The organism is Marinobacter nitratireducens (genome assembly GCF_000708045.1).
Lineage (GTDB): Bacteria > Pseudomonadota > Gammaproteobacteria > Pseudomonadales > Oleiphilaceae > Marinobacter > Marinobacter nitratireducens.
The window spans coordinates 864,770-887,404 of record NZ_ANIE01000003.1 but is presented as its reverse complement, the minus strand read 5'-3'; the positions used below and the strand labels follow the sequence as shown (position 1 = coordinate 887,404).

23 protein-coding genes and 3 tRNA genes are annotated in these 22,635 nt (G+C 56.5%); 13 read left to right on the top strand and 13 right to left on the bottom strand.

Annotation, left to right across the window (positions count from 1 at the left end; all coding sequences use genetic code 11):
* The first annotated feature begins 43 nt into the window (after positions 1-43).
* The 5 genes from csrA (at position 44) to D777_RS05925 (ending at position 2,287) form a co-directional block, all read left to right on the top strand.
* Complete coding sequence (gene csrA, locus D777_RS05945) at positions 44-241, top strand: carbon storage regulator CsrA (protein WP_036129477.1); 198 nt, start codon at positions 44-46, stop codon at positions 239-241.
* A 126-nt stretch (positions 242-367) separates the two neighbouring features.
* Positions 368-457 (top strand) — tRNA-Ser (locus D777_RS05940).
* Positions 458-519: 62 nt separating this feature from the next.
* Positions 520-596: transfer RNA gene (locus D777_RS05935), tRNA-Arg, on the top strand.
* Between the two features lie 29 nt (positions 597-625).
* Positions 626-702: transfer RNA gene (locus D777_RS05930), tRNA-Arg, on the top strand.
* Between the two features lie 187 nt (positions 703-889).
* On the top strand, positions 890-2,287 hold the full coding sequence (locus D777_RS05925) for an MBL fold metallo-hydrolase RNA specificity domain-containing protein (protein WP_036129476.1): 1,398 nt from the start codon (positions 890-892) through the stop codon (positions 2,285-2,287).
* On the opposite strand, the gene D777_RS05920 is transcribed toward D777_RS05925, so the two are convergent.
* The 10 genes from D777_RS05920 to D777_RS05875 form a co-directional block, all read right to left on the bottom strand.
* Positions 2,269-3,162: a F0F1 ATP synthase subunit gamma gene (locus tag D777_RS05920; RefSeq protein WP_036129475.1), complete on the bottom strand. Its 894-nt coding sequence runs from the start codon at positions 3,160-3,162 to the stop codon at positions 2,269-2,271. The two genes, D777_RS05925 and D777_RS05920, sit on opposite strands and share 19 nt — an antisense overlap.
* Entirely contained in the window at positions 3,163-4,692 is a 1,530-nt protein-coding gene (locus D777_RS05915; protein ID WP_036129474.1) for an alternate F1F0 ATPase, F1 subunit alpha, read from the bottom strand.
* A gap of 4 nt (positions 4,693-4,696) precedes the next feature.
* Positions 4,697-5,464: a F0F1 ATP synthase subunit B family protein gene (locus D777_RS05910; protein ID WP_051668956.1), complete on the bottom strand. Its 768-nt coding sequence runs from the start codon at positions 5,462-5,464 to the stop codon at positions 4,697-4,699.
* A gap of 3 nt (positions 5,465-5,467) precedes the next feature.
* On the bottom strand, positions 5,468-5,746 hold the full coding sequence (locus D777_RS05905) for a F0F1 ATP synthase subunit C (RefSeq protein ID WP_036129473.1): 279 nt from the start codon (positions 5,744-5,746) through the stop codon (positions 5,468-5,470).
* 11 nt (positions 5,747-5,757) lie between these two features.
* Positions 5,758-6,471: a F0F1 ATP synthase subunit A gene (locus D777_RS05900; protein ID WP_036129472.1), complete on the bottom strand. Its 714-nt coding sequence runs from the start codon at positions 6,469-6,471 to the stop codon at positions 5,758-5,760.
* Positions 6,468-6,785: an ATP synthase subunit I gene (locus D777_RS05895; protein WP_051668955.1), complete on the bottom strand. Its 318-nt coding sequence runs from the start codon at positions 6,783-6,785 to the stop codon at positions 6,468-6,470. Before D777_RS05895 ends, D777_RS05900 begins: the two co-directional genes overlap by 4 nt.
* Positions 6,778-7,089, bottom strand: a complete 312-nt coding sequence (locus D777_RS05890) for an AtpZ/AtpI family protein (protein WP_051668954.1) — start codon at positions 7,087-7,089, stop codon at positions 6,778-6,780. Before D777_RS05890 ends, D777_RS05895 begins: the two co-directional genes overlap by 8 nt.
* Positions 7,082-7,510 (bottom strand): F0F1 ATP synthase subunit epsilon, encoded by a 429-nt coding sequence (locus D777_RS05885; protein ID WP_201443334.1) that lies wholly within the window; start codon positions 7,508-7,510, stop codon positions 7,082-7,084. Before D777_RS05885 ends, D777_RS05890 begins: the two co-directional genes overlap by 8 nt.
* The gene (gene atpD, locus D777_RS05880) at positions 7,500-8,906 is read right to left on the bottom strand and encodes a F0F1 ATP synthase subunit beta (protein WP_201443333.1); all 1,407 of its coding nucleotides are present in this window, start codon (positions 8,904-8,906) and stop codon (positions 7,500-7,502) included. Before atpD ends, D777_RS05885 begins: the two co-directional genes overlap by 11 nt.
* Positions 8,907-9,014: 108 nt before the next feature.
* On the bottom strand, positions 9,015-9,551 hold the full coding sequence (locus tag D777_RS05875; protein ID WP_036129470.1) for a DUF2058 domain-containing protein: 537 nt from the start codon (positions 9,549-9,551) through the stop codon (positions 9,015-9,017).
* Positions 9,552-9,655: 104 nt separating this feature from the next.
* Between D777_RS05875 and dbpA the strand changes: the two genes are divergently transcribed.
* From dbpA to D777_RS05855, 4 genes are all read left to right on the top strand, one after another.
* The gene (gene dbpA, locus D777_RS05870; RefSeq protein WP_036129469.1) at positions 9,656-11,029 is read left to right on the top strand and encodes an ATP-dependent RNA helicase DbpA; all 1,374 of its coding nucleotides are present in this window, start codon (positions 9,656-9,658) and stop codon (positions 11,027-11,029) included.
* A 226-nt stretch (positions 11,030-11,255) separates the two neighbouring features.
* Complete coding sequence (locus tag D777_RS05865) at positions 11,256-11,507, top strand: OadG family protein (RefSeq protein ID WP_036129468.1); 252 nt, start codon at positions 11,256-11,258, stop codon at positions 11,505-11,507.
* A gap of 41 nt (positions 11,508-11,548) precedes the next feature.
* A complete protein-coding gene (gene oadA, locus D777_RS05860) occupies positions 11,549-13,333 on the top strand; it encodes a sodium-extruding oxaloacetate decarboxylase subunit alpha (protein ID WP_036129467.1) in 1,785 nt (594 codons plus the stop codon).
* 13 nt (positions 13,334-13,346) lie between these two features.
* Entirely contained in the window at positions 13,347-14,681 is a 1,335-nt protein-coding gene (locus D777_RS05855) for a sodium ion-translocating decarboxylase subunit beta (RefSeq protein WP_036129466.1), read from the top strand.
* 215 nt (positions 14,682-14,896) lie between these two features.
* Here the strand turns inward: D777_RS05855 and D777_RS05850 are convergent, their stop codons facing one another.
* Genes D777_RS05850 through imuA form a run of 3 tightly spaced genes read right to left on the bottom strand, consistent with a single transcriptional unit; the run spans position 14,897 to position 20,135 of the window.
* Complete coding sequence (locus D777_RS05850) at positions 14,897-18,022, bottom strand: error-prone DNA polymerase (protein WP_036129465.1); 3,126 nt, start codon at positions 18,020-18,022, stop codon at positions 14,897-14,899.
* Entirely contained in the window at positions 18,022-19,440 is a 1,419-nt protein-coding gene (locus D777_RS05845) for a Y-family DNA polymerase (protein WP_036129634.1), read from the bottom strand. The genes D777_RS05850 and D777_RS05845 overlap by 1 nt, the downstream gene beginning before the upstream one ends.
* A 5-nt stretch (positions 19,441-19,445) precedes the next feature.
* Positions 19,446-20,135, bottom strand: coding sequence for a translesion DNA synthesis-associated protein ImuA (gene imuA, locus D777_RS05840; protein WP_036129464.1), 690 nt, complete (start codon positions 20,133-20,135; stop codon positions 19,446-19,448).
* Between the two features lie 190 nt (positions 20,136-20,325).
* Here imuA and D777_RS05835 point away from each other — a divergent pair, with 190 nt between their 5' ends.
* From D777_RS05835 to lgt, 4 genes are all read left to right on the top strand, one after another.
* Positions 20,326-20,670, top strand: a complete 345-nt coding sequence (locus D777_RS05835) for a 4a-hydroxytetrahydrobiopterin dehydratase (protein WP_036129463.1) — start codon at positions 20,326-20,328, stop codon at positions 20,668-20,670.
* Positions 20,671-20,822: 152 nt separating this feature from the next.
* Positions 20,823-21,209 carry a tautomerase family protein gene (locus D777_RS05830; RefSeq protein WP_036129462.1) on the top strand — a complete coding sequence of 129 codons (387 nt, stop codon included), beginning with the start codon at positions 20,823-20,825 and terminating at the stop codon, positions 21,207-21,209.
* A 93-nt stretch (positions 21,210-21,302) separates the two neighbouring features.
* A complete protein-coding gene (locus D777_RS05825; RefSeq protein WP_036129461.1) occupies positions 21,303-21,746 on the top strand; it encodes a hypothetical protein in 444 nt (147 codons plus the stop codon).
* Positions 21,747-21,759: 13 nt separating this feature from the next.
* A complete protein-coding gene (gene lgt / locus D777_RS05820) occupies positions 21,760-22,578 on the top strand; it encodes a prolipoprotein diacylglyceryl transferase (protein ID WP_051668953.1) in 819 nt (272 codons plus the stop codon).
* Positions 22,579-22,635: the final 57 nt, after the last annotated feature.

Here is a 22,635-nt window from a genome sequence, read left to right as displayed (position 1 = left end):
AGCGTTTGTCGAAACAGGTAGCTCTGGATAGGGAGTATGGGATATGTTGATTTTGACTCGCCGTGTTGGCGAAACTCTGATGGTAGGTGACGACATCACAGTCACCGTACTCGGAGTAAAGGGGAATCAGGTTCGTATTGGCGTGAATGCCCCAAAGGAAGTTGCGGTTCACCGCGAAGAAATTTATCAGCGGATTCAGACCGAGAAAGGTAGCGAAGAGCCCGAACCGGGCAATCGTTGATCAAGAAAAAGCCGTTCAAGGGAGACCTGAACGGCTTTTTTTATATCTGGCCAAATCGGGATGCAAAAATCTCGTGTCAACCCTATGAAAACAGAAAAATTATGGTAGTATACGCCCCGTTCTCAAGGAGAGGTGGGTGAGTGGCTGAAACCAGTTCCCTGCTAAGGAACCGTACGAGCAATCGTACCGAGGGTTCGAATCCCTCCCTCTCCGCCATTCCCTTCGAGGGAATTTGGGACAGGTTGATTTAGCATTCAACCAACGCAAGTGATCGATGCGCGGCTGTAGCTCAGCTGGATAGAGTACCTGGCTACGAACCAGGCGGTCGGAGGTTCGAATCCTCCCAGCCGCGCCACTTCTCTCGATACTTGCCATCAGTTTTAAGCGGCTGTAGCTCAGCTGGATAGAGTACCTGGCTACGAACCAGGCGGTCGGAGGTTCGAATCCTCCCAGCCGCGCCATATTACGCAGAGAACCCCGCCCAGTGCGGGGTTTTTTGTTGCCTGTATGAATCTGCAGGTTGCCCCTGCCTGTTTCTTTTCTACTCAATGTCGTACCGCAACTCTGTTCTGAAAAATGGATCTGTGTCAGGGCCAGAGCTGAGGCTATGTCCTACCCTTTAAGGACAATCATCAATGGAGTACGACAATGAAGCTTTCCTTCCACGGTGCCGATCAGGAGGTCACCGGATCCTGCCATTTGGTGGAGTGTGGTGGCACCCGAATACTGATCGATTGCGGAATGTATCAGGGCGGGCGGGAAGTGAATGAGGATAATAACGGGCCATTGGGGTTTGATCCTTCCACCATTGATTATCTGCTTCTGACCCATGCCCACCTCGATCACTGTGGCCGTATTCCTTTGCTCGTCAGGCGGGGATTCAAAGGAGAGATTATCACCACCGCAGCAACTCGCGAGTTGGCGAAATTGGTCATGCTGGACGCTGCCCATCTGCAGGAAGAGGAGGCGGAATGGAAAGCCAGGAAAAAGGCCCGCCATGGCAATGGCAAGAAGGATAAGGACACCAAGCCTCTTTACTCCGTCCTGGATGCTCTGAACAGCCTCGACTATTTCGGTCGTAATGCCTCTTATGGCAAGGCCATCCCTCTGGGTGGTGGCGTCCGGGCTACGTTTCTGGACGCGGGGCACATTCTCGGTTCCGCCTGCATTTTTCTGGAACTGGAAGAGCAAGGCCGCACTAAGACAGTGCTTTTTTCTGGAGACCTGGGATACAGCGACCGGGCCATCCTTAACGATCCGACACCTCCGCCGGAGGCCGATATCGTCATTATGGAGACAACCTACGGGGATCGGCTGCATAAGAGCCTGCACCCGTCGATTGAAGAACTGTACGAGGCGATCAACGATACCTTTCGTCGGGGCGGCAATGTCGTGATTCCCACATTCGCGATGGAGCGGGCGCAGGAGATTCTCTATTACCTGAGAGAGGGTATGGAAAGCCGTGCTCTGCCGCCATCAACTCAGGTCTTTCTGGATTCCCCGATGGCGATCTCTGCGACGGAGATATTTCGACGTCATCCGGAATGCTACAACGAGGAGGCGTGCGAACTATTTACCAATGGGTTTGATCCCTTCGGCTTTCAGGGGCTGCATTTTACCCGCCAGACCTCCGATTCGATGGCTCTGAACAGGGTAGGGGGTGGTGCGGTCATTCTGGCCGGGTCGGGGATGTGCACCGGTGGCCGCGTCAGGCATCACATCAAGCACAATCTGTGGCGTCACGAAAGCAGTATGGTGTTTGTCGGGTATGCCGCCAACGGCACTCTGGCGCGGAGAATCGTGGATGGTGCAACTGAAATACGGCTTTTCGGTGAGGATATACCGGTCCGGGCGGCGGTCTATACCATTGGCGGCTTTTCCGCCCACGCCGATCAGAATGAATTGTTGGCCTGGCACAAGCAGACCGGGAATCCGGGACGTACCTTCCTGGTTCATGGTGAAGAGGATGCCATGACTGCTTTTGGTGAGCTGCTGGAGAATACGGAGGTCATCATGCCGACGCTTGGTCAGGAGTTTGAGCTCTGATTGGCTTCAAAACCGGCGACCAGATCTAGGAGTTCTGAGGTGATGACGGATTGCCGGGCGCGCCGGTACTCCATGGTTACGTCATCGAGTCGTTCACCAAGATTACGTTCCGCGACCTGCATGGCGGCCAGCCTTCCGCTGTGCTCGCTGGCCTGGGACTCGGCGCAGGCGCGGAACAGCAATACAAACAGATACTGATCCAGTAAACGACGAAGGAGGTTCTGCCGATCCATGGTGTAGGTCGGGATGCTTCGTGACGGCCAGGGTTTCGTGACCAGCCGATGGATATGATCAAAATCGATCGGCAGTAGCTCTACCAAGGTAGGGTGGTAGCTCTGTAACTTTGAGTGCCGGTTGTAAAAGAGGAAGACATAGTGGATATCGTCCTGTGCTCGCCATTCATCGATCTGGAGCAAGAGTTCTTCAACGGTTCTGGTAATCTGGCTGGCGGCACCGGGAACCAGAAATTCCTTTTCGATGGATTGGCCGGCTTGCTCAAGCCCTGGGGCCAGGCGGGCGCCAACGGTGAGAATCCGCCGGCTTGTTGTGTCTGCGGGGACGGCATCCATCTTTTCAAGCGCAAAGGTCACGATATCCTCATTGAATCGACCGCACAGGCCATGATCGGATCCGAAAATGATGGCTCCCAGACGTGGATTCCCCTTGAAGTTTCTGCCATTGAACCCGCTCGTGGGGTATCCCCGGAGCAGGGCACGTAAACCCATTTCAACCGTCTGGTAGTAGCCGGACATGGCGGTAACTGCCTGCTCGTACTGGTGGATATTAGCGGCTGATAGCGCCTTCATGGTCTTGACGATACCGCGCAGCTCTTCGAGGCTTCCGAGTTGTTTCTGCAGTTGCTCAAGGGATTCCATTCAGGGGTGACTCCCGTCGGCCGTGGACAGTTTCTCTACAGCTTCACGTAGCGTGGAATTTACCTGGCTCCACTGCTCCGTGGTCAGCTCGTTGCCGCTGTCCATTCGAGCACAGATGTCCGGTAATGCTTCCAGTAAAGCCTGATTCAGACGATGTTCGGCCTCCTGAATGATTGCGATAGGCAGATTGTCCAGCAAGCCCGCATTCACGGTCGAGAGAATGGCTGCCTGCTCGCTGGCCCGGAGAAGTTGGTGCTCATCCTGCCTCAGAACCTCCCGAACACGGCGGCCACGCTCAATGGTTGATCGCGTTTGCTGATCCAGGCGCGTCGAGAAACGAGCAAAGGTTTCCAGTTCTTCGAATTGGGAGTAAGCCAGACGAAGATCGCTGGCGACGGCTCGCAAGGCTGGATGTTGGGTCTTGCCTCCGACACGAGACACCGATTTGCCCACATGAATCGCGGGCAGGAGGCCTTTCTGGAACAGCGTTGGTGATAAGTACAGTTGGCCGTCAGTAATGGATATCAGATTTGTCGGAATATAGGCCGAGATGTCCTGGGCCTGGGTTTCGACAATGGGTAACGCCGTGAGCGATCCACCACCTAATTGGGGAGACAGGTGGGTGCTGCGCTCCAGCAAGCGAGAATGAATATAGAAAATGTCGCCAGGGTAGGCTTCCCGGCCCGGCGGGCGTCGTAACAGCAGGGAGAGTTCCCGGTAGGCGCGGGCGTGGCGAGTCAGATCGTCGTAGACGATCAATGCATCCCGGCCCTGCTCCATGAAGTATTCCGCCATGGTGGTGGCAGCATACGGTGTGATATACCGCAGGCCGGGTGGGTCGTCATCGGACGCTACGACAATGACGGTGTGGTCAAGGGCTCCATAATGCCGAAGCGTTTGCACGGCTTTGGCAACGGAGGTGGCTCGCTGCCCGACGGCGCAGTAGATGCATACCACACCCTTGTCTTTCTGGTTGATGATGGTATCGATAGCAACGGACGTTTTGCCGGTTTGTCGATCTCCGAGGATGAGTTCCCGCTGCCCTCGGCCGATCGGAATCAGGGCGTCTATGGTCTTGATGCCGGTTTCCAGCGGTATCGTAACGGGCGCGCGATCAATGATTTCCGGGGCGGTTCGCTCAATAGGGCGGCGTTCCCGGCATTCCAGCGCTTGGCCACCATCCAGTACGCGGCCCGTGGCGTCAATCACACGGCCCAGTAGGCCTTCGCCGACCGGAGTGTCAGTCTCCCGGCCAGTGGCTGTGACTCTGGCACCGGCACCAAGTTCGTCGCTGTCGCCCAGGAGCATGACGCCAACCTCGTCAGGCTCCAGGTTAATGGCAACCCCCAGTACACCACCGGGAAACTGGATCAGTTCTTCAGAGGAGACACTGGCAAGTCCTTCGATCCGAGCGATACCTCCGCCCACCTGTATGACCGTACCAGCCTCGTATGACTTGAGTGTGGGCCTGTGGTCCCGAACGACGGTCTGAATGGTGCCCATTGTTTGATCAAGCATGTCCTTGAGCATCAAGTCAGGCCTCCGGCTCGCGGGATCTGGCCGTTTCAAAGGCTTTCTCCATCAATGACGTCAGGTCGGTCAGATAATCCGAAAGGTTCCAGCTGAGGACGTGCCCTTCGCAGACAAGCTCTATACCGCAGATGAGACGCTCCGAGCGTTGGAATGTCATGGGAACCGCCGCCCCGATTGCGGTTTGTAGCTCGCGGGAGATCGCATTTTTCAGATCAGGGGCTAGCTCGAAAGAACTGGAGAGGGTGGCGGGCTTCCTGGTCTTGCTCAGGGTGTCAATGATGCCCTGGTCGAGAGTGGAGAGCTGATCGATAAATGTGTGCGTGATCCTTTCTTCCAGTTGCTCGTCAGCAAGATCCTCCAGTGCTCTGCGTGCAATGCTTTCAACCGCGAACAGGGACTGCTGTTGCACGCCCTTGATGAACGACGCCTTTTCCTCCTTGACCTCTTGCATCCATTGGTTTCTTGCTTCGGCAGTGTCTATGCGAGCCTGCTCTATCATGTCGCGACGGGATTGCCTGGCTTCTTTCTCTGCTTCGGCCAGTAAAGAAGCCTGTTGTTGTTCGAGGTCGGCAAGTTTTCGTTCGTAGTCCTGTCTTGCCTGGTTTGCTGCCCGCTCGCGTTGCTCTGCGGTCGTCATGCGGCTGCGGATCCTGTTCTCACGCTTGTCCATGGCATGAATTACGGGCTGATAGAGAAAACGCTTCAGCAGCCACACCAGAATCAGAAAATTGACGACCTGAGCCGAGACGGTGATCCAGTCGATCTCCATGGATCAACCTCCAGCGCTGGCAGCAACGTAATCCCAGAACGGATTGGCAAAGATGATGATCATGGCGACCACGAAACAGTAGATTGCGGTGGATTCAATCATGGCCAGACCTACAAAGAGCGTTCTGGTGATGGTGGCAGATTCGTCCGGCTGCTGTGCGATTGCACTGAGGGCCTGGGCAATGGATCTTGCTTCACCGAGGGAGGGGCCTATAGACCCGATCGCGACGGTCAGGCCGGCGGTGATGACGGAAATCATGCCGATAAGAGATACGCTGTCCATGAATAACTCCTTTACGGGCTAACGGGTGGTTGAGGTTTCTCGTCCTGGTCCTGAGAACCCTCGTGAACGGAGGTTGCAGAGGCAATGTAGACCATGGCCAGGATGGCGAAGATGTAGGCCTGAATCATGCCCGTAAGCAGTCCCAGCAATTGCATGACTACTGGAAAAAAATAGGGTGTCAGGCTCAGGAGTATGGCAACAATGACGGTGCCGCTCATGATGTTTCCGTACAGACGAACAGCCAGGGCGACCGTACGTGAAATCTCGCCGATCACGTTGAAGGGCAGCATCAGCGGGGTGGGTTTGACGTAATGCCTGAGGAATATCCCGGCTCCCTTGCTGGCAATGCCAAAGACAGGAACGGCTACAAAAACGCAGATCGCAAGCGCGGTAGTGGTAGATAGCGAGCCTGTGGGGGCTTCGTAGCCGGGAACGATCGTCAGCAGGTTCGACATGGCGATAAACAGAAACAAGGTGCCGACAAAGGGCAGATATATCCCGGGCTGCTGTCGGCTGACCTGCGCGATCTGGTCGCGAATACCGGTTACCAGCACTTCAAGCAGGTTTTGCCATCGGGTCAGGTTGGGGTCATCCCCCAGATTGCGTGTAATTAGCCAGGAACCGAGCGTCAGTAACGCCATCACCAGCCACGTGAAGGCGATAGTGCCGTTAAGGGTAAACAGGCCCCACTGCCAGTAAACGACATCATCGGGGGTGATGGTCATGAGTGCATACCCTCCCGGGCTTTCACGGTGCTCAGAATCCTGCGGCTAATGATCAGTCGTGGGAGCGTAAAGCCGACTGCAGCGATGACCAGATGCTGCCAGGTCCCAAAATGAGCAATGACGTAAAAGACCGACAAGACGGCGCTGAATCTGAGCCCCAGGCTCATCAGTGTGAGCGCGGCCGGATGGGTTGACTGCGGGATTCGCTGGACGGTTAGCCAGAGCCCCCAGAGGAAAATGGCGCCAAGCAGGCAGCCAGCACCAAAACTGGCCAGATAGCCGGAGATGTGACCGAACAGATCGCTCTCAATCATCTTTGCTCTCCTGCTTGATCCAGTACCACGCATTCAGGCACCCCAGGGCAACACCGATAATCAGGAACGTAAGCGTCCACGACGGGTCGCCCGGCCATCGGCGGTCGGCCCAAGCCCCCAGAGCAATACCACTGAGGGTCGGGATGGCGATCGACCAGCCAACAAGCCCGAACATGCCTAGCCCGAACCAGGCTGTGCGATGCGTCTGGGCCCGCGCCCTTTGTTTGCGCCTGGCGCGTTGACCCACCGTTTTGCTGAGGCCTTCGGGGGCTTTTTCTGGTGGCGTGGATGGTTTCTCAGCCATGGTGTTGTTCCCTGAGATTGAGAAAGCCCCTCAGTGTGCCGGCCTCCAGTCTTGCAAGGGCGCTTCTGGCCTTGCGCTCGTATTCGTCCAGCTCCAGGAAACGTTCATCAATCAGGGCTTGGAGCTCGGAAATATCGGCGCCGACGACACCGCGATACGCGGAAACGGAAACGTCCGGGCCGCATTTAACCAGGATGCCGCTATCAATCGCGGCAAATCTCTCCGAACCCTGCATATCGACAAAAGAGAGCAGTCCCGGAGCCAGAGCAGCGACAAAGTCTATGTGCCGGGGCAACAGGCAGAACTCGCCATTCTCTGCCGGGGCGACGATCTTGTTGACCCGTTCATCCACCAGAATCTCAGTCGGCAACAACAGACGAAAATTCATGGTGTTCCGGATATCGGATGTGTCAGGAGGCATAAGCATCCTCCCGGGACTGGATTTCGTCGATATCCCCAATCATATACAGGGCCGACTCATTCAACCCCTCGAACTCTCCGGCCAGTATCCGTTCGCAGCCTTCGATGGTTTTTGATAGTGGAACAAGCCGACCACCCTTGCCAGTAAACTGACCGGTGGTGAAAAACGGTTGTGTAAGGAAATGCTCAAGTTGTCTTGCCCGAGTGACGGTAGCCCGATCCGTCCTCGACAGTTCCTCCATGCCCAGCATGGAGATAATGTCTTTGAGATCCTCGTATTCGGCGAGGGTGCTGCGCACGGATTGCGCCACCTGATAGTGCCGGGTGCCAACAATGGGGGGGGTTAGCATCTTCGAGTCGGTTTTCAGTGGGTCTACGGCCGGATACAGGCCCTGACTTGCACGTTTCCGGGACAGCACGATGGTCGCGGTAAGGTGCGAGAAAATGTGGGTCGCAGACGGATCCGTCAGATCATCGGCTGGAACATAGACCGCCTGCACGGAGGTAATGCTGCCGTTCCTGGAACTGCAGATCCGTTCTTCAAGTTCGGCCAATTCCGTGGCCAGGGTAGGCTGGTATCCGACACGTGAGGGAATACGCCCCATCAGGCCGGAGACCTCCGTGCCGGACTGGACAAACCGGAACACGTTGTCGATCAGCAGCAGAACATCGCGCTTCTGCACGTCCCGAAAGTACTCGGCCACGGTCAGTGCGGTGTGGCCGACCCGGAATCTGGCGCCCGGGGGCTCGTTCATCTGACCATAAACCAGCACGGCTTTTTCAAGCACACCGGATTCCTGCATGGAGCGATACATTTCTTCCGCTTCGCGCATGCGCTCCCCGATGCCGCAAAACAGACTGATGCCCTCATACTGCTCGGCCATGTTATTGATCAGCTCATTGATCAATACCGTTTTCCCCACGCCGGCACCGCCAAACATGCCGGACTTGCCGCCCCTCTCCAAAGGCGCAAGCAGATCGATGGCTTTGATGCCTGTCTCGAAGATTTCCGTGCTCGTCTTGCGCTCGGAAAGGGGCAGCACCGGTCGGTGAATCGGCCAATGCTCTGAGATTTTGAAAGGCGGGAGGCCGTCAATGGGGGCGCCGAAGACGTTAAGCATACGACTTAGCAGAGTAGGGCCCACCGGTATTTGGAGGCCTGCGCCAGTATTTTCAACCGGCATTCCTCGGGCGAGGCGGCGTGTTGAATTCAGGGCGATGCATCGAACCGTGCGGGTATCAAGGTGGCTCTGAACCTCAAGGACAACGGTAAACTCTGCGCCGGTTATCAGCTTGGAATTCCGGGGAGGGAGGGCGGTTGGGAAGCTGACATCCACCACGTTGCCGCGCACGGTCGTGATGCTGCCCTGCGGACTTTCTGACTGGGCAATGCTCATGTCCATCCACCCTGAAGATTTGATCAGACTCTCATCTGAAGATTAGCAGATGATGAGAGAATCGCCTCTGATTTCAGGGGGATGGGCTGTTAATGCGGGAAGCCCGCGTTACCACATCAGGTCATCGGGAATCTCATAGCCCGCATAAGGATCGTCCTCGCCGGTATCCTCCGATGTGCGGTCGTGCAGCACGACGACTGCAGACTCATCCCGCTCCATGATTTTTCGGGCAACACCCTCAGGGACAACGTCATAACGTTCGCCAAGGCAGACGACGGCAAGGCGGCCACGAGACAGTTGATCGACCATGGACGCCTCGACGAAAATCTTCTTGATCTTCTTGCCGTGCGCGAACTGGTACGACTCTTCACCTTTACTCAGATCAACACGGTTTGTTTCCACCAATTGTCGAATCTGGGCCTGAATGGCCTTCCTCTCGGCTTCCGCCTGGCGTTGCCTATTCAGTTGCCGATCCTTTTCAGCCTTCTCTGCCCGCGCCTTGCGCGCCCGCTCCTCTGCTTCGTTTACCTGAACGGCGCCTTTCGGCTGCTGTTTGCGTTGTTTGCGCTTCTCGTTTCGGACCGCTTTCACTTTCTTTTCGTCAGCGAGTCCCGCTTTTAATAGCTGATCCTGAAGGGATGCCATTGGTTACTCCGTAAATGATTGGCAAATTCTGGTATCCTCTGGCGCATTATACGCCCTCGTTTGCACCTCTATAACCAGCAGTCGACAATCCGGGACTCCTTTTTATGTCTTCCTTTAACTCCTTTGGCCTGTCCAAAGCCATGGTCTCGAACCTTGAACAACTCGGTTTTGAGCAACCCACAGACATCCAGGCAAAGGCTTTACCGGTTTGTCTGGCAGGGAAGGACGTGATTGCCATGGCCCAGACCGGGAGTGGCAAAACGGCTGCGTTCGGTATAGGGCTAATTGAGCACCTAAACCCCCGATTGTTTGCCGTCCAGGGCCTTGTGTTATGCCCAACCCGCGAACTGGCGGATCAGGTGGCCAAAGCCATTCGAGAGCTTGCCCGTGCTCAGCACAACATCAAGGTGCTGACGCTTTGCGGCGGTGTGCCCATCGGCCCCCAGATCGGATCCCTTAGCCATGGCGCTCATATTGTGGTGGGGACGCCAGGGCGGATTCAGGACCATCTTCGCAAGCAGACGCTTTCGCTGGATCGTGTGGGTACCGTGGTGCTTGATGAGGCCGACCGGATGCTGGATATGGGCTTCCAGGAAGCCGTTGAAGACATTCTTTCTCATTGTCCGAGCAAGCGCCAGACCCTGTTGTTCTCAGCGACCTGGCCTACCGACATTCGTCGCCTGAGCGGCCGTTACCAGTCTGACCCGGTTGATGTTCGCGTGGAAAGCGGGCAGGGCAATCCAGACATCCGAGAGCTGTTTTACGAGGTGGAGCGAGGTCAGACTGATGCGGCCATCATGGCATTGCTTTCAGAGCAGCAACCGTCGTCCTGCATTGTGTTCTGCACGACCAAGCAGCAGTGTGATGAGTTGGCTTACACACTGAATGAAGAGGGGTTCTCTGCGCTTGCCCTGCATGGTGACCTCGATCAGCGAGACCGGGACAGTGTTTTGGTGCGGTTCGGTAACCAGAGCTGTTCTGTGCTGGTGGCAACCGATGTGGCTGCGAGGGGGTTGGACATCAAATCCCTGCCTCTGGTGATCAATGCCGAGCCGGCAAGAGACCCGGAAGTTCACACTCACCGAGTCGGGCGAACAGGGCGTGCTGGCGAGCAGGGTCTGGCGGTGACGTTCTGCACGCCTTCTCAAGGCCACAAGGTTAACCGGTTGGAATCTGAGCGGGGAGCGTCCGTAGAGTGGGGTGATGCCCGTGTCCTGATGACAGTTGAACTCTCGCCAAGCGCGCCGCCGATGAAGACATTGTGTATCGCTGGCGGGCGCAAGGATAAGATCCGCCCTGGTGATGTTCTGGGAGCTTTGACGGGAGAAGCGGGTGTGCCTGGTTCGGCGGTCGGGAAGATCGACCTGTTCGATTACCAGTGTTTTGTTGCAATTGAGCGAAACCTGGCCCGAAAGGCGTTGAAGCGGCTGGAAAATGGGCGAATCAAGGGGCGGAAAGTTCGCGTCAGGTTTGCCTGAATCGACAAGGTGATGAGTAATCACGCGGGCTGCAGGGAGATGTGTTTGGCCTCGGAAACCCCGTATAGTAATTCGTATATAGGTTGCTCATGGGAGGCTAAACCGGTAAATTACGCAGGATTTTGCCGCCCGAATTGTTACAGGGTGGCCCTAGACCTTAGTCTAAGTGGTCATACCGGGCAAGATCGGAAAAATCATTTAAGCCAATAACAGGTAGCTATTCGATATGAATGACCTGATGTCACAAGCCGTAGACCTGATGATTGCAGGCATGGGTTTCGTGTTCGTATTCCTGGTAATCCTGGTGTTCGCAACACTGCTTATGTCCAAGCTCATCGGACGGTTTGCGCCGCCAGAGCCGGCAACCCCGGCGAAAACGCCACGTGCCAAGCCGAAGGCGCCAACGTCGGTTGACCCTGACACCGCCGAGGCCATCAAGAAGGCGATCGCACAATTCCGGGCACGCCACAAGAAGTGATCCGGTAAACGACTAGAACCTTTAAACAGAAGGCTGACACGATGACTGACACCAAAAAACCGCTGGGGATTACGGACGTTATCCTGCGTGACGCCCACCAGTCCCTGCTTGCCACCCGCATGCGGCTTGATGACATGCTGCCCATTGCCGAGAAACTCGACAAAGTCGGTTTCTGGTCGCTGGAATCCTGGGGTGGCGCTACCTTTGACTCCTGCATTCGCTACCTGGGCGAAGATCCCTGGGATCGTATCCGTGAGCTGAAAAAAGCTATGCCCAACACGCCGCAGCAAATGCTTCTGCGCGGCCAGAACCTCCTGGGCTACCGTCACTATGCGGACGATGTGGTAGAGCGGTTTGTTGACCGTGCCGCTGAAAACGGCGTTGACGTATTCCGGATTTTCGACGCGATGAACGATCCGCGCAACCTGGATACCGCCATCAAAGCCGTTCGCAAGACTGGCAAACACGCACAGGGTACCATTTCCTACACCACCAGCCCGGTTCATACCGTTGATATGTGGGTTGAGCTGGCCAAGGAAGTGGCTTCCATGGGCGCCGACTCCATCGCCATCAAGGACATGGCCGGTCTGCTGAAGCCTTACGTGGCTTACGACCTGGTCAGCCGACTGAAGAAAGAGCTGGACATCCCCATCCACATGCAGTGCCACGCCACGACTGGCATGTCTACGGCCACTGCGATCAAGGCCGCTGAGGCGGGCATTGATAACGTGGATACCGCCATCTCCTCAATGAGCATGACCTACGGTCATTCTCCCACCGAGGCAGTTGTTGCGATTCTGGAAGGTACCGACCGTGATACCGGTCTGGACCTGAACCTGCTGGAAGAAATCGCCGGCTACTTCCGCGAAGTGCGTAAGAAGTACGCCAAGTTTGAAGGCAGCCTGAAGGGTGTTGATTCTCGCATCCTGACTGCACAGGTTCCTGGCGGCATGCTGACCAACATGGAAAGCCAGCTGAAAGAACAGAATGCGGCCGACAAGTTCGACCAGGTTCTGGCTGAGATTCCGAAGGTTCGTGAAGATCTGGGCTACATCCCGCTAGTGACTCCGACCTCTCAGATCGTTGGTACCCAGGCGGTACTGAACGTACTGACTGGTGAGCGCTACAAGTCCATCTCCAAAGAAACTTCTGCGATCCTGAAAGGCGAGTACGGTTCCGCGCCGGCCGCTTTCAACAAGGAGCTGCAAGAGCGCGTTCTGGATGGCGCTGAAGCCATCACTTGCCGTCCGGCGGATCTGATCGAGCCGGAAATGGACAAGTTGTCTGACGAGCTCAAGAAGCTGGCGGACGAGAAGGGCATCAAGCTGGCCGAGAACACCGTTGATGATGTTCTGACTTACGCGTTGTTCCCGCAAATCGGCCTGAAGTTCCTTGAGAACCGTGGCAACGCTGATGCGTTTGAGCCTGTTCCTACCGCTGAAGACGCGGCTCCTGCCAAGAAAGCTGGCGGCCCCGAGACTTACACCGTTGAGGTTAACGGCCAGAAGTACGTGGTTGCGGTTTCCGAAGGTGGTGAGATTTCCCAGATCCAGGGTGAAGGTGGCGCTGCCTCCGCACCTGCGGCTTCTGCCCCAGTGCCCGCCGCTGGTGAAGGTGAGCCGGTTGTAGCTCCTCTGGGTGGTAACATCTTCAAGGTTCTGGTTTCCCCGGGTGACACTGTGGAAGAAGGTGATGTGCTGATTATCCTCGAAGCCATGAAGATGGAAACCGAGGTTCGTGCATCCAAGGCCGGAACCATCGGCGAAGTCTTCATCAAGGTCGGTGACGCCGTCGCTGTTGATGATGAAATGCTGACAATCGCATAAGGGCCAGCATTCCATGGAAAAGTTGATTACGCTGTGGACAGGTAGTGGCCTGTTCAATATGGAACCGGGTCAGGGGATCATGATCGCCGTTGGCCTGCTTCTTCTCTACCTTGCGATTCGTAAGGGTTTTGAGCCATTGCTGCTGGTTCCCATCGGGTTCGGCGGTATTCTGGCGAATATTCCGGAGGCGGGGCTGGCCCTGACTGCGGCAGAAAACGCGATCCACTTCGCACTGAAGGATGGCCTCTCGGACATTCTGGTAGCGCTTGCAGCACCGTTGGATGTTGCTTATCAGGCAGGACAGGCTATAACGCCCGAGCTGAAGGAAGCATTTAAGATTGCGGTTAAAGAGGCCAGCCATTCCGAAATGGCGATGGCGAACTCTATTGCCCAAGACTTCGGTTATGGCAATGGCATGCTGTACAACTTCTATCTGGTTGTCATCGGCAGTACTGTTGGCCCGCTGATTATCTTCATGGGTGTTGGTGCGATGACCGATTTCGGTCCTCTGCTGGCAAACCCGAAGACCATGCTGCTAGGCGCTGCTGCGCAGTTTGGTATTTTTGGCACGGTACTGGGTGCGGCGTTGCTGGATTGGGCTGGAGTTCTTGACTTCACCATTCTGGAAGCTGCAGCTGTTGGTATCATCGGTGGCGCGGACGGTCCGACTTCGATCTACGTATCGAGCGTTCTGGCTCCCCATCTTCTGGGTGCTATCGCAGTCTCTGCCTATGCTTACATGGCGATGGTTCCGATGATCCAGCCGCCCATCATGAAGGCGCTGACGTCTTCTGAAGAGCGCAAGATCAAGATGTCTCAGCTGCGCCCTGTCAGCAAGAAAGAGAAGATTATCTTCCCGCTGGTGGTTCTGATTGCGGTGGTTCTGTTCCTGCCGGATGCGGCTCCGCTGCTCGGTATGTTCTGCTTCGGTAACCTGATGCGCGAGTGTGGCGTGGTTGAGCGTCTGAGTGATACCGCCCAAAACGCTCTGATCAACATCATGACCATTTTCCTGGGGCTGTCTGTCGGTTCCAAGCTGATGGCTGACAAGTTCCTGGATACTCAGACTCTGGGCATTCTGGCCCTGGGTATCTGCGCATTTGGTGTTGGTACTGCGTGTGGTGTTCTGATGGCCAAGCTGATGAACAAGTTCAGCAAGGAGCAGATCAACCCGCTGATTGGTTCTGCCGGTGTATCTGCGGTGCCGATGGCGGCGCGGGTATCCAACAAGGTTGGTCTCGAGGCTAACCCGCAGAACTTCCTGCTGATGCACGCCATGGGTCCAAACGTGGCTGGTGTTATCGGCTCTGCGGTTGCGGCTGGTGTGATGATCAAGCTGCTTAGCTGATCTCGCTCCGCTGTACTGAGAAAGCCCCGCCTTTGTGCGGGGCTTTCTTGTTTCTGGCCTATAACTTTGGTGCCGGCACTGATGTGGCTGGCCTTTTCAGGAACCGCTACGAGCACATCCATGTGCGCTTGTTTACGGCCATCCTTGGCCTTCAACATTCCTGAAAAGGCCAGCCACACCAGTGCTTCTAACGTTGGGAGTTTGCCTTTTCAACGTTAATGGAAATCTCTGGATGTCACCGGTAATGCGTTAATCAAGTGGCTCAGATCTGACAGCTTCCCCGCCATCACATGCACAATTTCTCCCTCTCGTTCCAATACGCCTTTTACGTGTAACAACCGGGCCGTCAGCAATGGCTTTCGTTGCCGGCGGGCGGTTTCGAGCCAGACGACGACGTTGACGTTGCCGGTTTCGTCTTCAAGGGTGACGAAGGTGACACCGGCGGCGGAGCCGGGGCGTTGGCGGCCGGTGACGAGTCCGGCAACCTGAACAGGGATGCCGGCTTTGGTGGTTTTGAGTTGTTCCGCGTTGAGGCAGTGTTGCAGGTGGCCCTGTTGCCGCAGCAGGGCCAGGGGGTGGCGCTGGAGGGTGAGGCCCTGGCTGTTGTAATCGGCCATGATGTTCTGGCCTTCGCTTGGCTCGGGGAGCTGGGCGCAGTGCTCGATCTGGTAGCTGGCGAGGGCTTCATTGGCGAACAGCTCAGTAGGTTGTTCGTGATCAAGTAACTGCCAGTATGCCTGATGGCGGTTGGAGGTGAAGCCAGGCATGGCGTTGGCGCCGGCCAGGGTTTCCATGTCCCTCTGGTTGAGTGAAGCCAGCTTTCGCAGCTCCGAGGTGGAACGGTAGCCGGTTTCGGGGCGGTTCTGGCAGACGCGTTCGGCGCTTTTGTGTGGGAATCCCTGGATGATTCTCAGGCCCAGGCGGAGGTGCTGTTGTTCACCAGAGTTTTCCAGGGTGTGGTCCCATTGGCTGAGGTTAACGTCCGGGGGGAGGACCGTCACCCCATGGCGTTTTGCATCCTGGATGAGTTGTGACGGGGAGTAGAATCCCATGGGCTGGCTGTTGAGCAGGGCGCAGTAGAAGGCCTCCGGGTGATGGCACTTGATCCACGAGGAGACGTACACCAGCAAGGCGAAGCTGGCCGCGTGGGATTCCGGAAAACCGTAGCCGCCAAAACCGCAGATCTGACGGTAAAGCCGCTCTGCAAAGTTCTCGTTGTAGCCGCGTTCGAGCATGCCGTGGATGAGTTTATCCCGGAAGGGCGTCAGATCGCCGTGGGACTTCCAGGCGGCCATGGCACGGCGCAGGCGATCAGCTTCTCCGGCGCTGAAGCCGGCGGCCACCATCGCCAGCTTGATGACCTGTTCCTGGAAGATGGGAACACCCAGGGTACGTTCAAGCACGGAGGCGACGTCATCGCTCGGGTAATCGACCGGCTCGATGCCGTCCCGGCGCTTCAGGTAAGGGTGCACCATGTCACCCTGGATGGGCCCTGGGCGCACAATTGCCACTTCGATGACCAGGTCATAGTACTTGCGGGGGCGCAGTCGGGGCAGCATGTTGATCTGGGCACGGGATTCCACCTGGAAGACGCCAATGCTGTCGCCCCTGCAGAGCATGTCGTACACCCTGGGGTCTTCCCGCTCAATGTCTGGCAGGCCAAAGGGGCGGCCCAGTTTCTGGCTGATGTGCTCCAGAGCACGGCGGATGGCTGAGAGCATCCCCAGGGCCAGAACGTCTACTTTCATCAGCCCCAGGCTTTCCAGGTCGTCCTTGTCCCATTGGATGACGGTGCGCTCTGCCATGGCGGCGTTTTCAACCGGCACCAGTTCCGACAGTGGCCCGGCGCTGATGACAAAACCACCCACGTGTTGGGACAGGTGGCGAGGGAAACCGAGCAGGGTGTTCACCAGGGCGAAGAATTGATCTGCCACCTTCGGGTTCCGGGTGAGGTTCTTGTCCAGGATCTGCTGGCGCCAGTTGCTGTCCTTGTCCCGCCAGTCGATGCCTTCCAGTAACTGCTCCACCAGGGTCGGATCGAATCCCAGAGCCTTGCCAACGTCGCGAATGGCGCTGCGGGGACGATAGCGGATCACCGTGGCTGCCAGTGCTGCTCGTTCGCGGGTATAACGGCGGTAGATGTACTGGATCACCTCTTCCCGGCGGTCGTGTTCAAAGTCCACGTCGATATCCGGTGGTTCGTCGCGGTCTTTTGAGATGAAACGCTCGAACAGAAGCTCCACGTTGGCCGGGTTGACTTCCGTAATCCCCAGGCAGTAACACACGGCTGAATTGGCAGCCGAACCACGGCCCTGGCAGAGAATGCCCTGCTGTCTGGCGAAGGCAACGATGTCGTGGATGGTGAGGAAGTAATGTTCGTACTTCATCACCGAGATGAGCTCCAGCTCTTTGCGGATCAGTGCCTGAACTTTAACCGGTGTGCCTTCAGGGTAGCGGCGCTTTTCGCCCTCGCGGGTCAGGTGTTGCAGATAGCCGGCGGGTGTCTCTCCTTCGGGCACGAGATCGGCCGGGTATTCATAGCGGAGTTCGCCTGGTGTGAAGGTGCATTGATCTGCGATAGCGATGCTTTCCTGAATCCAGGCGTCCGGGAACAGGCGTTGCAGAACCGGCACCGGACGCAGATAACGTTCGCCATTCTGGAACAGGCAATGCCCGGCGTTTTCAAGGTTGGTGTGGTGCCTCAGGGCAGTGAGTACATCCTGCAAGGGTTGCCGATCACGGCTGTGCATGTGCACCTCGCCCATGGCCGTGACCGGGCATTGGAGCTCACTGGCGAGCCAGCGTACCCGGGCCAGGTGTTGCTCCTCTCCAGACTCCAGGGCACGTGAAGCCCCTATCCAGAATCGGTAATCAAAGAGCCTGTGCAGCCATGTGCCACAAACCAGCGCCTGGTCGGCATCGGCTTCGCTGGGTGCGGGGGGGAGCCAGAGACACAGGCAGTCGTCCAGTTCATGGGTTTCGACATCCTGCATAAACAGGCGGTACTGCCCCTTCTCGGCTTGACGTCGGCCGGTGGTAATCAGCTTGCAGAGCTGCCCATAGCCTTTACGCCCCCGGGCCAGGAGGATAAAACGAGGGCGGGCGGCGCTACTGGGTGTATCGTCCAGTTCAAACCAGCTGCCGGTGATTAGCTTGACCGAGCTTTCCTTCAGGGCGGCCCAGGCACGGGGTATTCCGGCTACGGAGCAGGCATCGGTGATGGCCAGGGCGTGGTAGCCCAGCTCGTCGGCTCTTTCTGCCAGTTCATGGGGGTGGGAAGCACCGGTCAGAAAGGTAAAGTTGCTGAAGCAGAACAGTTCGGCATAGTGGTTCACGCTCATCAACCGAACCACCCATGTACAAACCAGCCATCCTGCACATCCCGGTAAACCCAGGCTAGCTGTCCGCTTTCCAGCTGAGCAATGTAGTAGTCCCGCATTACCCGCTGGCCGTCCCACCAGCCGCCACTGATGCGTTCCGGCCCGGAGAACCAGGCAACCGGTTGCTCCAGGAGCGGTTGCGGCCCCCTGAGCAACCAGAGCGGGCGCCGGGGTAAGTGGGCAGGGTTAGCCTGGCTGAGCTTCATCCCCTGATGCACGGCCGCAGCTGACCAGGCCCTCTCCGGACGATGATCCGCCTGGGGGGACAGGCGGGTTAGCGCTTGTTCCCCCAGCCTGGCTTGCAGCCGGCTGATCAGCGTGTGCCAGGCTTCGTTGAGATCCTGCGTTTCTCCCAACAGATCCTGGGCGACAGGCGCTTCTCTGGACAGGAAACGGCGCACAGACAGCACCAGCGAAATCACCGGAGCCCGTAACGGTTGTTGCTCCAGGCGCAGGCGAATCAGCTCCAGAAATGCTTCGGAGCGATGTTCCGGCCCTGCGGTACGGAGGCGCAAACGGGTGTCTTCTTCATGGCGATGTTGCAGTACAAGAAACAGGGTGTCTGTGTCCTGCTGGCGCCAACACAGGTCTTCTTCCAGTTCTGAAAGCATTCTTTGAAGCGGGAACAGCAGACCCTGGCTGTGTTCAATTTCCTGAATAAAGTCTGCCTGTTGTCGGAACGAATGGGGAGGCTGCCAAGGTGTTTGTGGGTCGGGGCGGCTACCCTGAATTTTCTGGATGTGGGCCAGGGTTTCCGGTGATAGCCGACGGGCCAGTTCCGGCGCCGGCAGAGCAACGACTTCGCCCAGAGTATTCAAGCCGAGCCGTTGCAGGTGAGTGCAGGTTTTGTCATCAAACTCAGCGTCCGTGAGCGGCAGCTGTTCCAGGGCTCTGAGGATGTGCCCCTTGTCTGCCGTGTATTCTCCTTTACCGGCACGAGCCAGCAATCGGGCGGCAAGGGGCGAATGGCCAGTGGCAACCCAGGCTGTGAGCTGATGTTCGTTCAGGGCCTGATCAATGGTTTGCCAGACGGCGGGCAGCCCTCCATACAGTTTTTGCAGACTACTGATTTCTGCTAACAGGCCATTCGGAGGCACCAGGGCGATGTGGGCCACGTAGCGATACAGCCAGCGAGCCTGATCCTCCAGAATCCGGGCCTCCCGATCGGCTTCTGCCCGGACGATAGCCAGATCCGGCACCAGGCTGATGGCTGTTTTCAGACGCATGCCGGACTGGATGCCCTGATCCCTTGCATCCGGGCAGGCCTGTACAACGCGCTGGCCTGTGCCTTCGACAATCACCATGGCTTGCGGGCTCACCCGGTCCCGCCGGATGTGATCCAGCAACAAGTGCGGAAAATGAAGGTATACCCAGAGCATGACGGCTACCCGCGGCCAGACGTCCACGGCCCCTGAATAACCCGGGGTGGTTCCTGACATGTCAGGTCTGCCCGGTGCGCCATGGCCAGGGTGCAGCGCTGGCCGGGCCAGCTACCGCGGCGCTTGAGCACATTGATGGATAACGCCTGGTGCTCATCAGGAGTCAGTTCAAGGCGCAGGGCGGCCGGAGAATTCTGCCCGGCATACCGTTGCTCCCGGAATAGCACACAGACGTTACTCCCGGCCTCTGCAGCCAGTTGCAGGCGGCGAACATCTCGGGTGGCCAGCTTACCCGGCCAGGCCAGTACCAGTCCGGTCACCGGAGAGCGCAGGCAGTTTTCGAGAGTCCACAAGAAATCATTGGCATCGTCTGCGTGGATCATCACCACGTGATCCAGGTCCACGCCCTCGCGTGCCAGTGCCGGGGCATAGGGTGTTTGGGGTGGGTTTAACCAGAAGACGGTTTTGCCTGCCTGGGTAAGGCGCTGCATTAATGGCAGAACCAGATGCAGTTCACCAATGCCATGAACATTCAGCAGGCATTCGCTCAAGGCACCTTTGGGCCAGCCAATGCCACCGAGTTGGTTGTCCAGAACCTGATACCCCGTGGACTCTGAAGACTGTGTTGTCTGCCGGTGCCGGTGCCCCTGCCAGACACGGGCGTCTTGCATCAGCGTGTTCAGCAACTCGCTCATGGCTCTTCACCTCAATATACTGTTTAAATATACAGTATTCTGAAGAGGGTAGAATTTCAAGTGCCGTGAGCATTGAGGCGTTAGTATCTGCTCTGCGAGGATGGTGGTTGGCGGTTACATTTTCACGGGTTGATAAACGGTTGGCAGGAATCCAAGGTGTAGGGAAGGGAAATTGGAAAGGAGAAACACTATGACAGAACTGAAGCAACAATCCTGCGAAGCCTGCAGCGCCGATGCGCCACGGGTGACTGAAGACGAGAAGCGGCAACTGCACCAGAGCGTGCCGGATTGGGAACTGATTGAGCTGGATGGCGAAGAACAACTGCGCCGGGAATTCCGGTTCAGGAATTTTGCCCAGGCACTGGCCTTTACCAACACCGTCGGTGAGCTAGCGGAAACCGAGAATCATCATCCCGCCATTCTGTTGGAGTGGGGCAGGGTCACCGTGCGCTGGTGGACCCATAAAATTGGCGGCCTTCACAAGAATGATTTCGTCATGGCTGCTCGCACTGATGAGGCCTATCCGGGAACGTGAATATTGATTTCGGTTGTTCGGATATCTATATCCAATCATCCCTGGTTAACAGCGTTCTTGTGCCGCACGGTCTTTTCTGAAAGTCTACCGCTGAGCGGAACTATATGCATGCGTTCGTATAATTAGCTGTTACACACATTGCAGGAGGCATCGTGATAGTTATCTATGGAATCAAAGAACACCTTAATCCGATCAAGGCTCAGCTCTCTGAGGTCATTCACGGATGTATGCAGGCTGTACTGGGTATGCCGGAAGACAAGCGGGCTCATCGTTTTATCCCGATGGATGCCGAGGATTTTTATTACCCGGGTGGCAGAACTCCAGCCTACACTGCCATCGAGATCAACATGATGCAGGGGCGGGCTCCCGAGACCCAAAAAGCTCTGATCAAGGAGCTCTTTAACAGGATTGAGTCTGTGGTTGGCATATCTCCTGTGGATATCGAAGTGACTATAAAGGAGCAGCCTGCGCATTGTTGGGGGTTTCGGGGCATGACTGGAGACGAGGCACGTGACCTCAAGTACTCAGTCAATGTGTAACAGATCGCTTAAGTAGGTTCTGGACTTCCCCTAATCATCCAGCAAGGCCTGGCCGGAAGGCAGGGATCCAAATCAATAAAGGAATAACGAAAAGTGGTAGCTTCCATAACGTTTGTGTTGGGATTGGCCTATTGTTTTATTGGCCTGGGACTCACCGGTTATGTTGGAAATGAAGTTCCAATACCCAATGACGGGGTTTTTAGCGACTACCCTTGGTTATTTCATCTGTGTTATTCCATTATCGTCGAAGTGGTCACCGCTATCGTTCCAGCCATGATCATTGTCAGGCTAAACCATAAGAATGGCATGGCCCTGGCAACTGCCGGTGCAGCGGCTGTCATACCTCTGACAATTTATTATTTGTATGTTGATTTCGCCATAACAAAGCAGCTGTCTGGAGGTGATTTAATCAGTGTCCTCATAACAACCAGTGTTTCAACATTGATTTTTATTGGCGTGCTGCCTTTGGTCATTGCCTGCTTGAAAAAAGTCAGCGCTCTGACCCGTCAAGTCCGAGGACCGAACCTCTTTTCATGAGATAAGCGAGAGCATGATAATACACTGGAATTTCGATCCCATTTTAATCTCCGTCGGCCCCTTAGCTATCCGGTGGTACGGTCTCTTGTTCGTCGGAGCATTTATTGCCGGGCAGGCAGTGTTAACCCGGATTTTCAGAGCCGAGGGGGTTCCAAAGGAAAACGCGGAACGCCTGTTGCTATATGCGTTACTGGGAACGATTGCGGGTGCGAGGTTGGCTCATTGCCTGTTCTACGATCCGCAGTACTACCTTTCAAACCCGTTAGCGATTCTTCGCATTTGGGAGGGTGGTCTTGCAAGCCATGGTGGCGCTGCAGGAATGCTGCTCAGCCTTTGGCTTGGTACCCGGATCCTAAAGCCCAAAATGCCATTTCTCTGGCTTGTGGATCGAGTGAGTGTTCCTGCAGCGTTGGGGGCAGTGTTTGTCCGGGGGGCCAATTTCCTCAATTCTGAAATTGTAGGTATTCCAACTTCCGGGGGATGGGGAGTGGTGTTCGAGGCGGTCGATAACCTGCCTCGCCACCCAGTGCAGCTGTATGAAGCGGTCGCATATCTGATCATCTTTTTAATATTGGCAGCCATATACCGGCGTTTGGGACAGCGCACACCACACGGTCTATTGTTTGGCGTATTCCTGATCCTCGTATTCTCTGCGCGCTTGGCACTTGAATTTTACAAGGTTCCTCAGGCTGCATATCAACCCGGGCAGTTATTGAGCGTCGGCCAATATTTGAGTTTGCCGTTCGTGGTTTTGGGGGCTGTCATGGTGCTGCGTTCAGCTGGATACCGAAAAGTTCGCCCCATCGAACGCGCGAAAGCCGCGCGTCTGTGAGGCATGCATTTATGATCCGGTTCTCGATACAACGGGCCGGGCCGACACGGTTCAGAC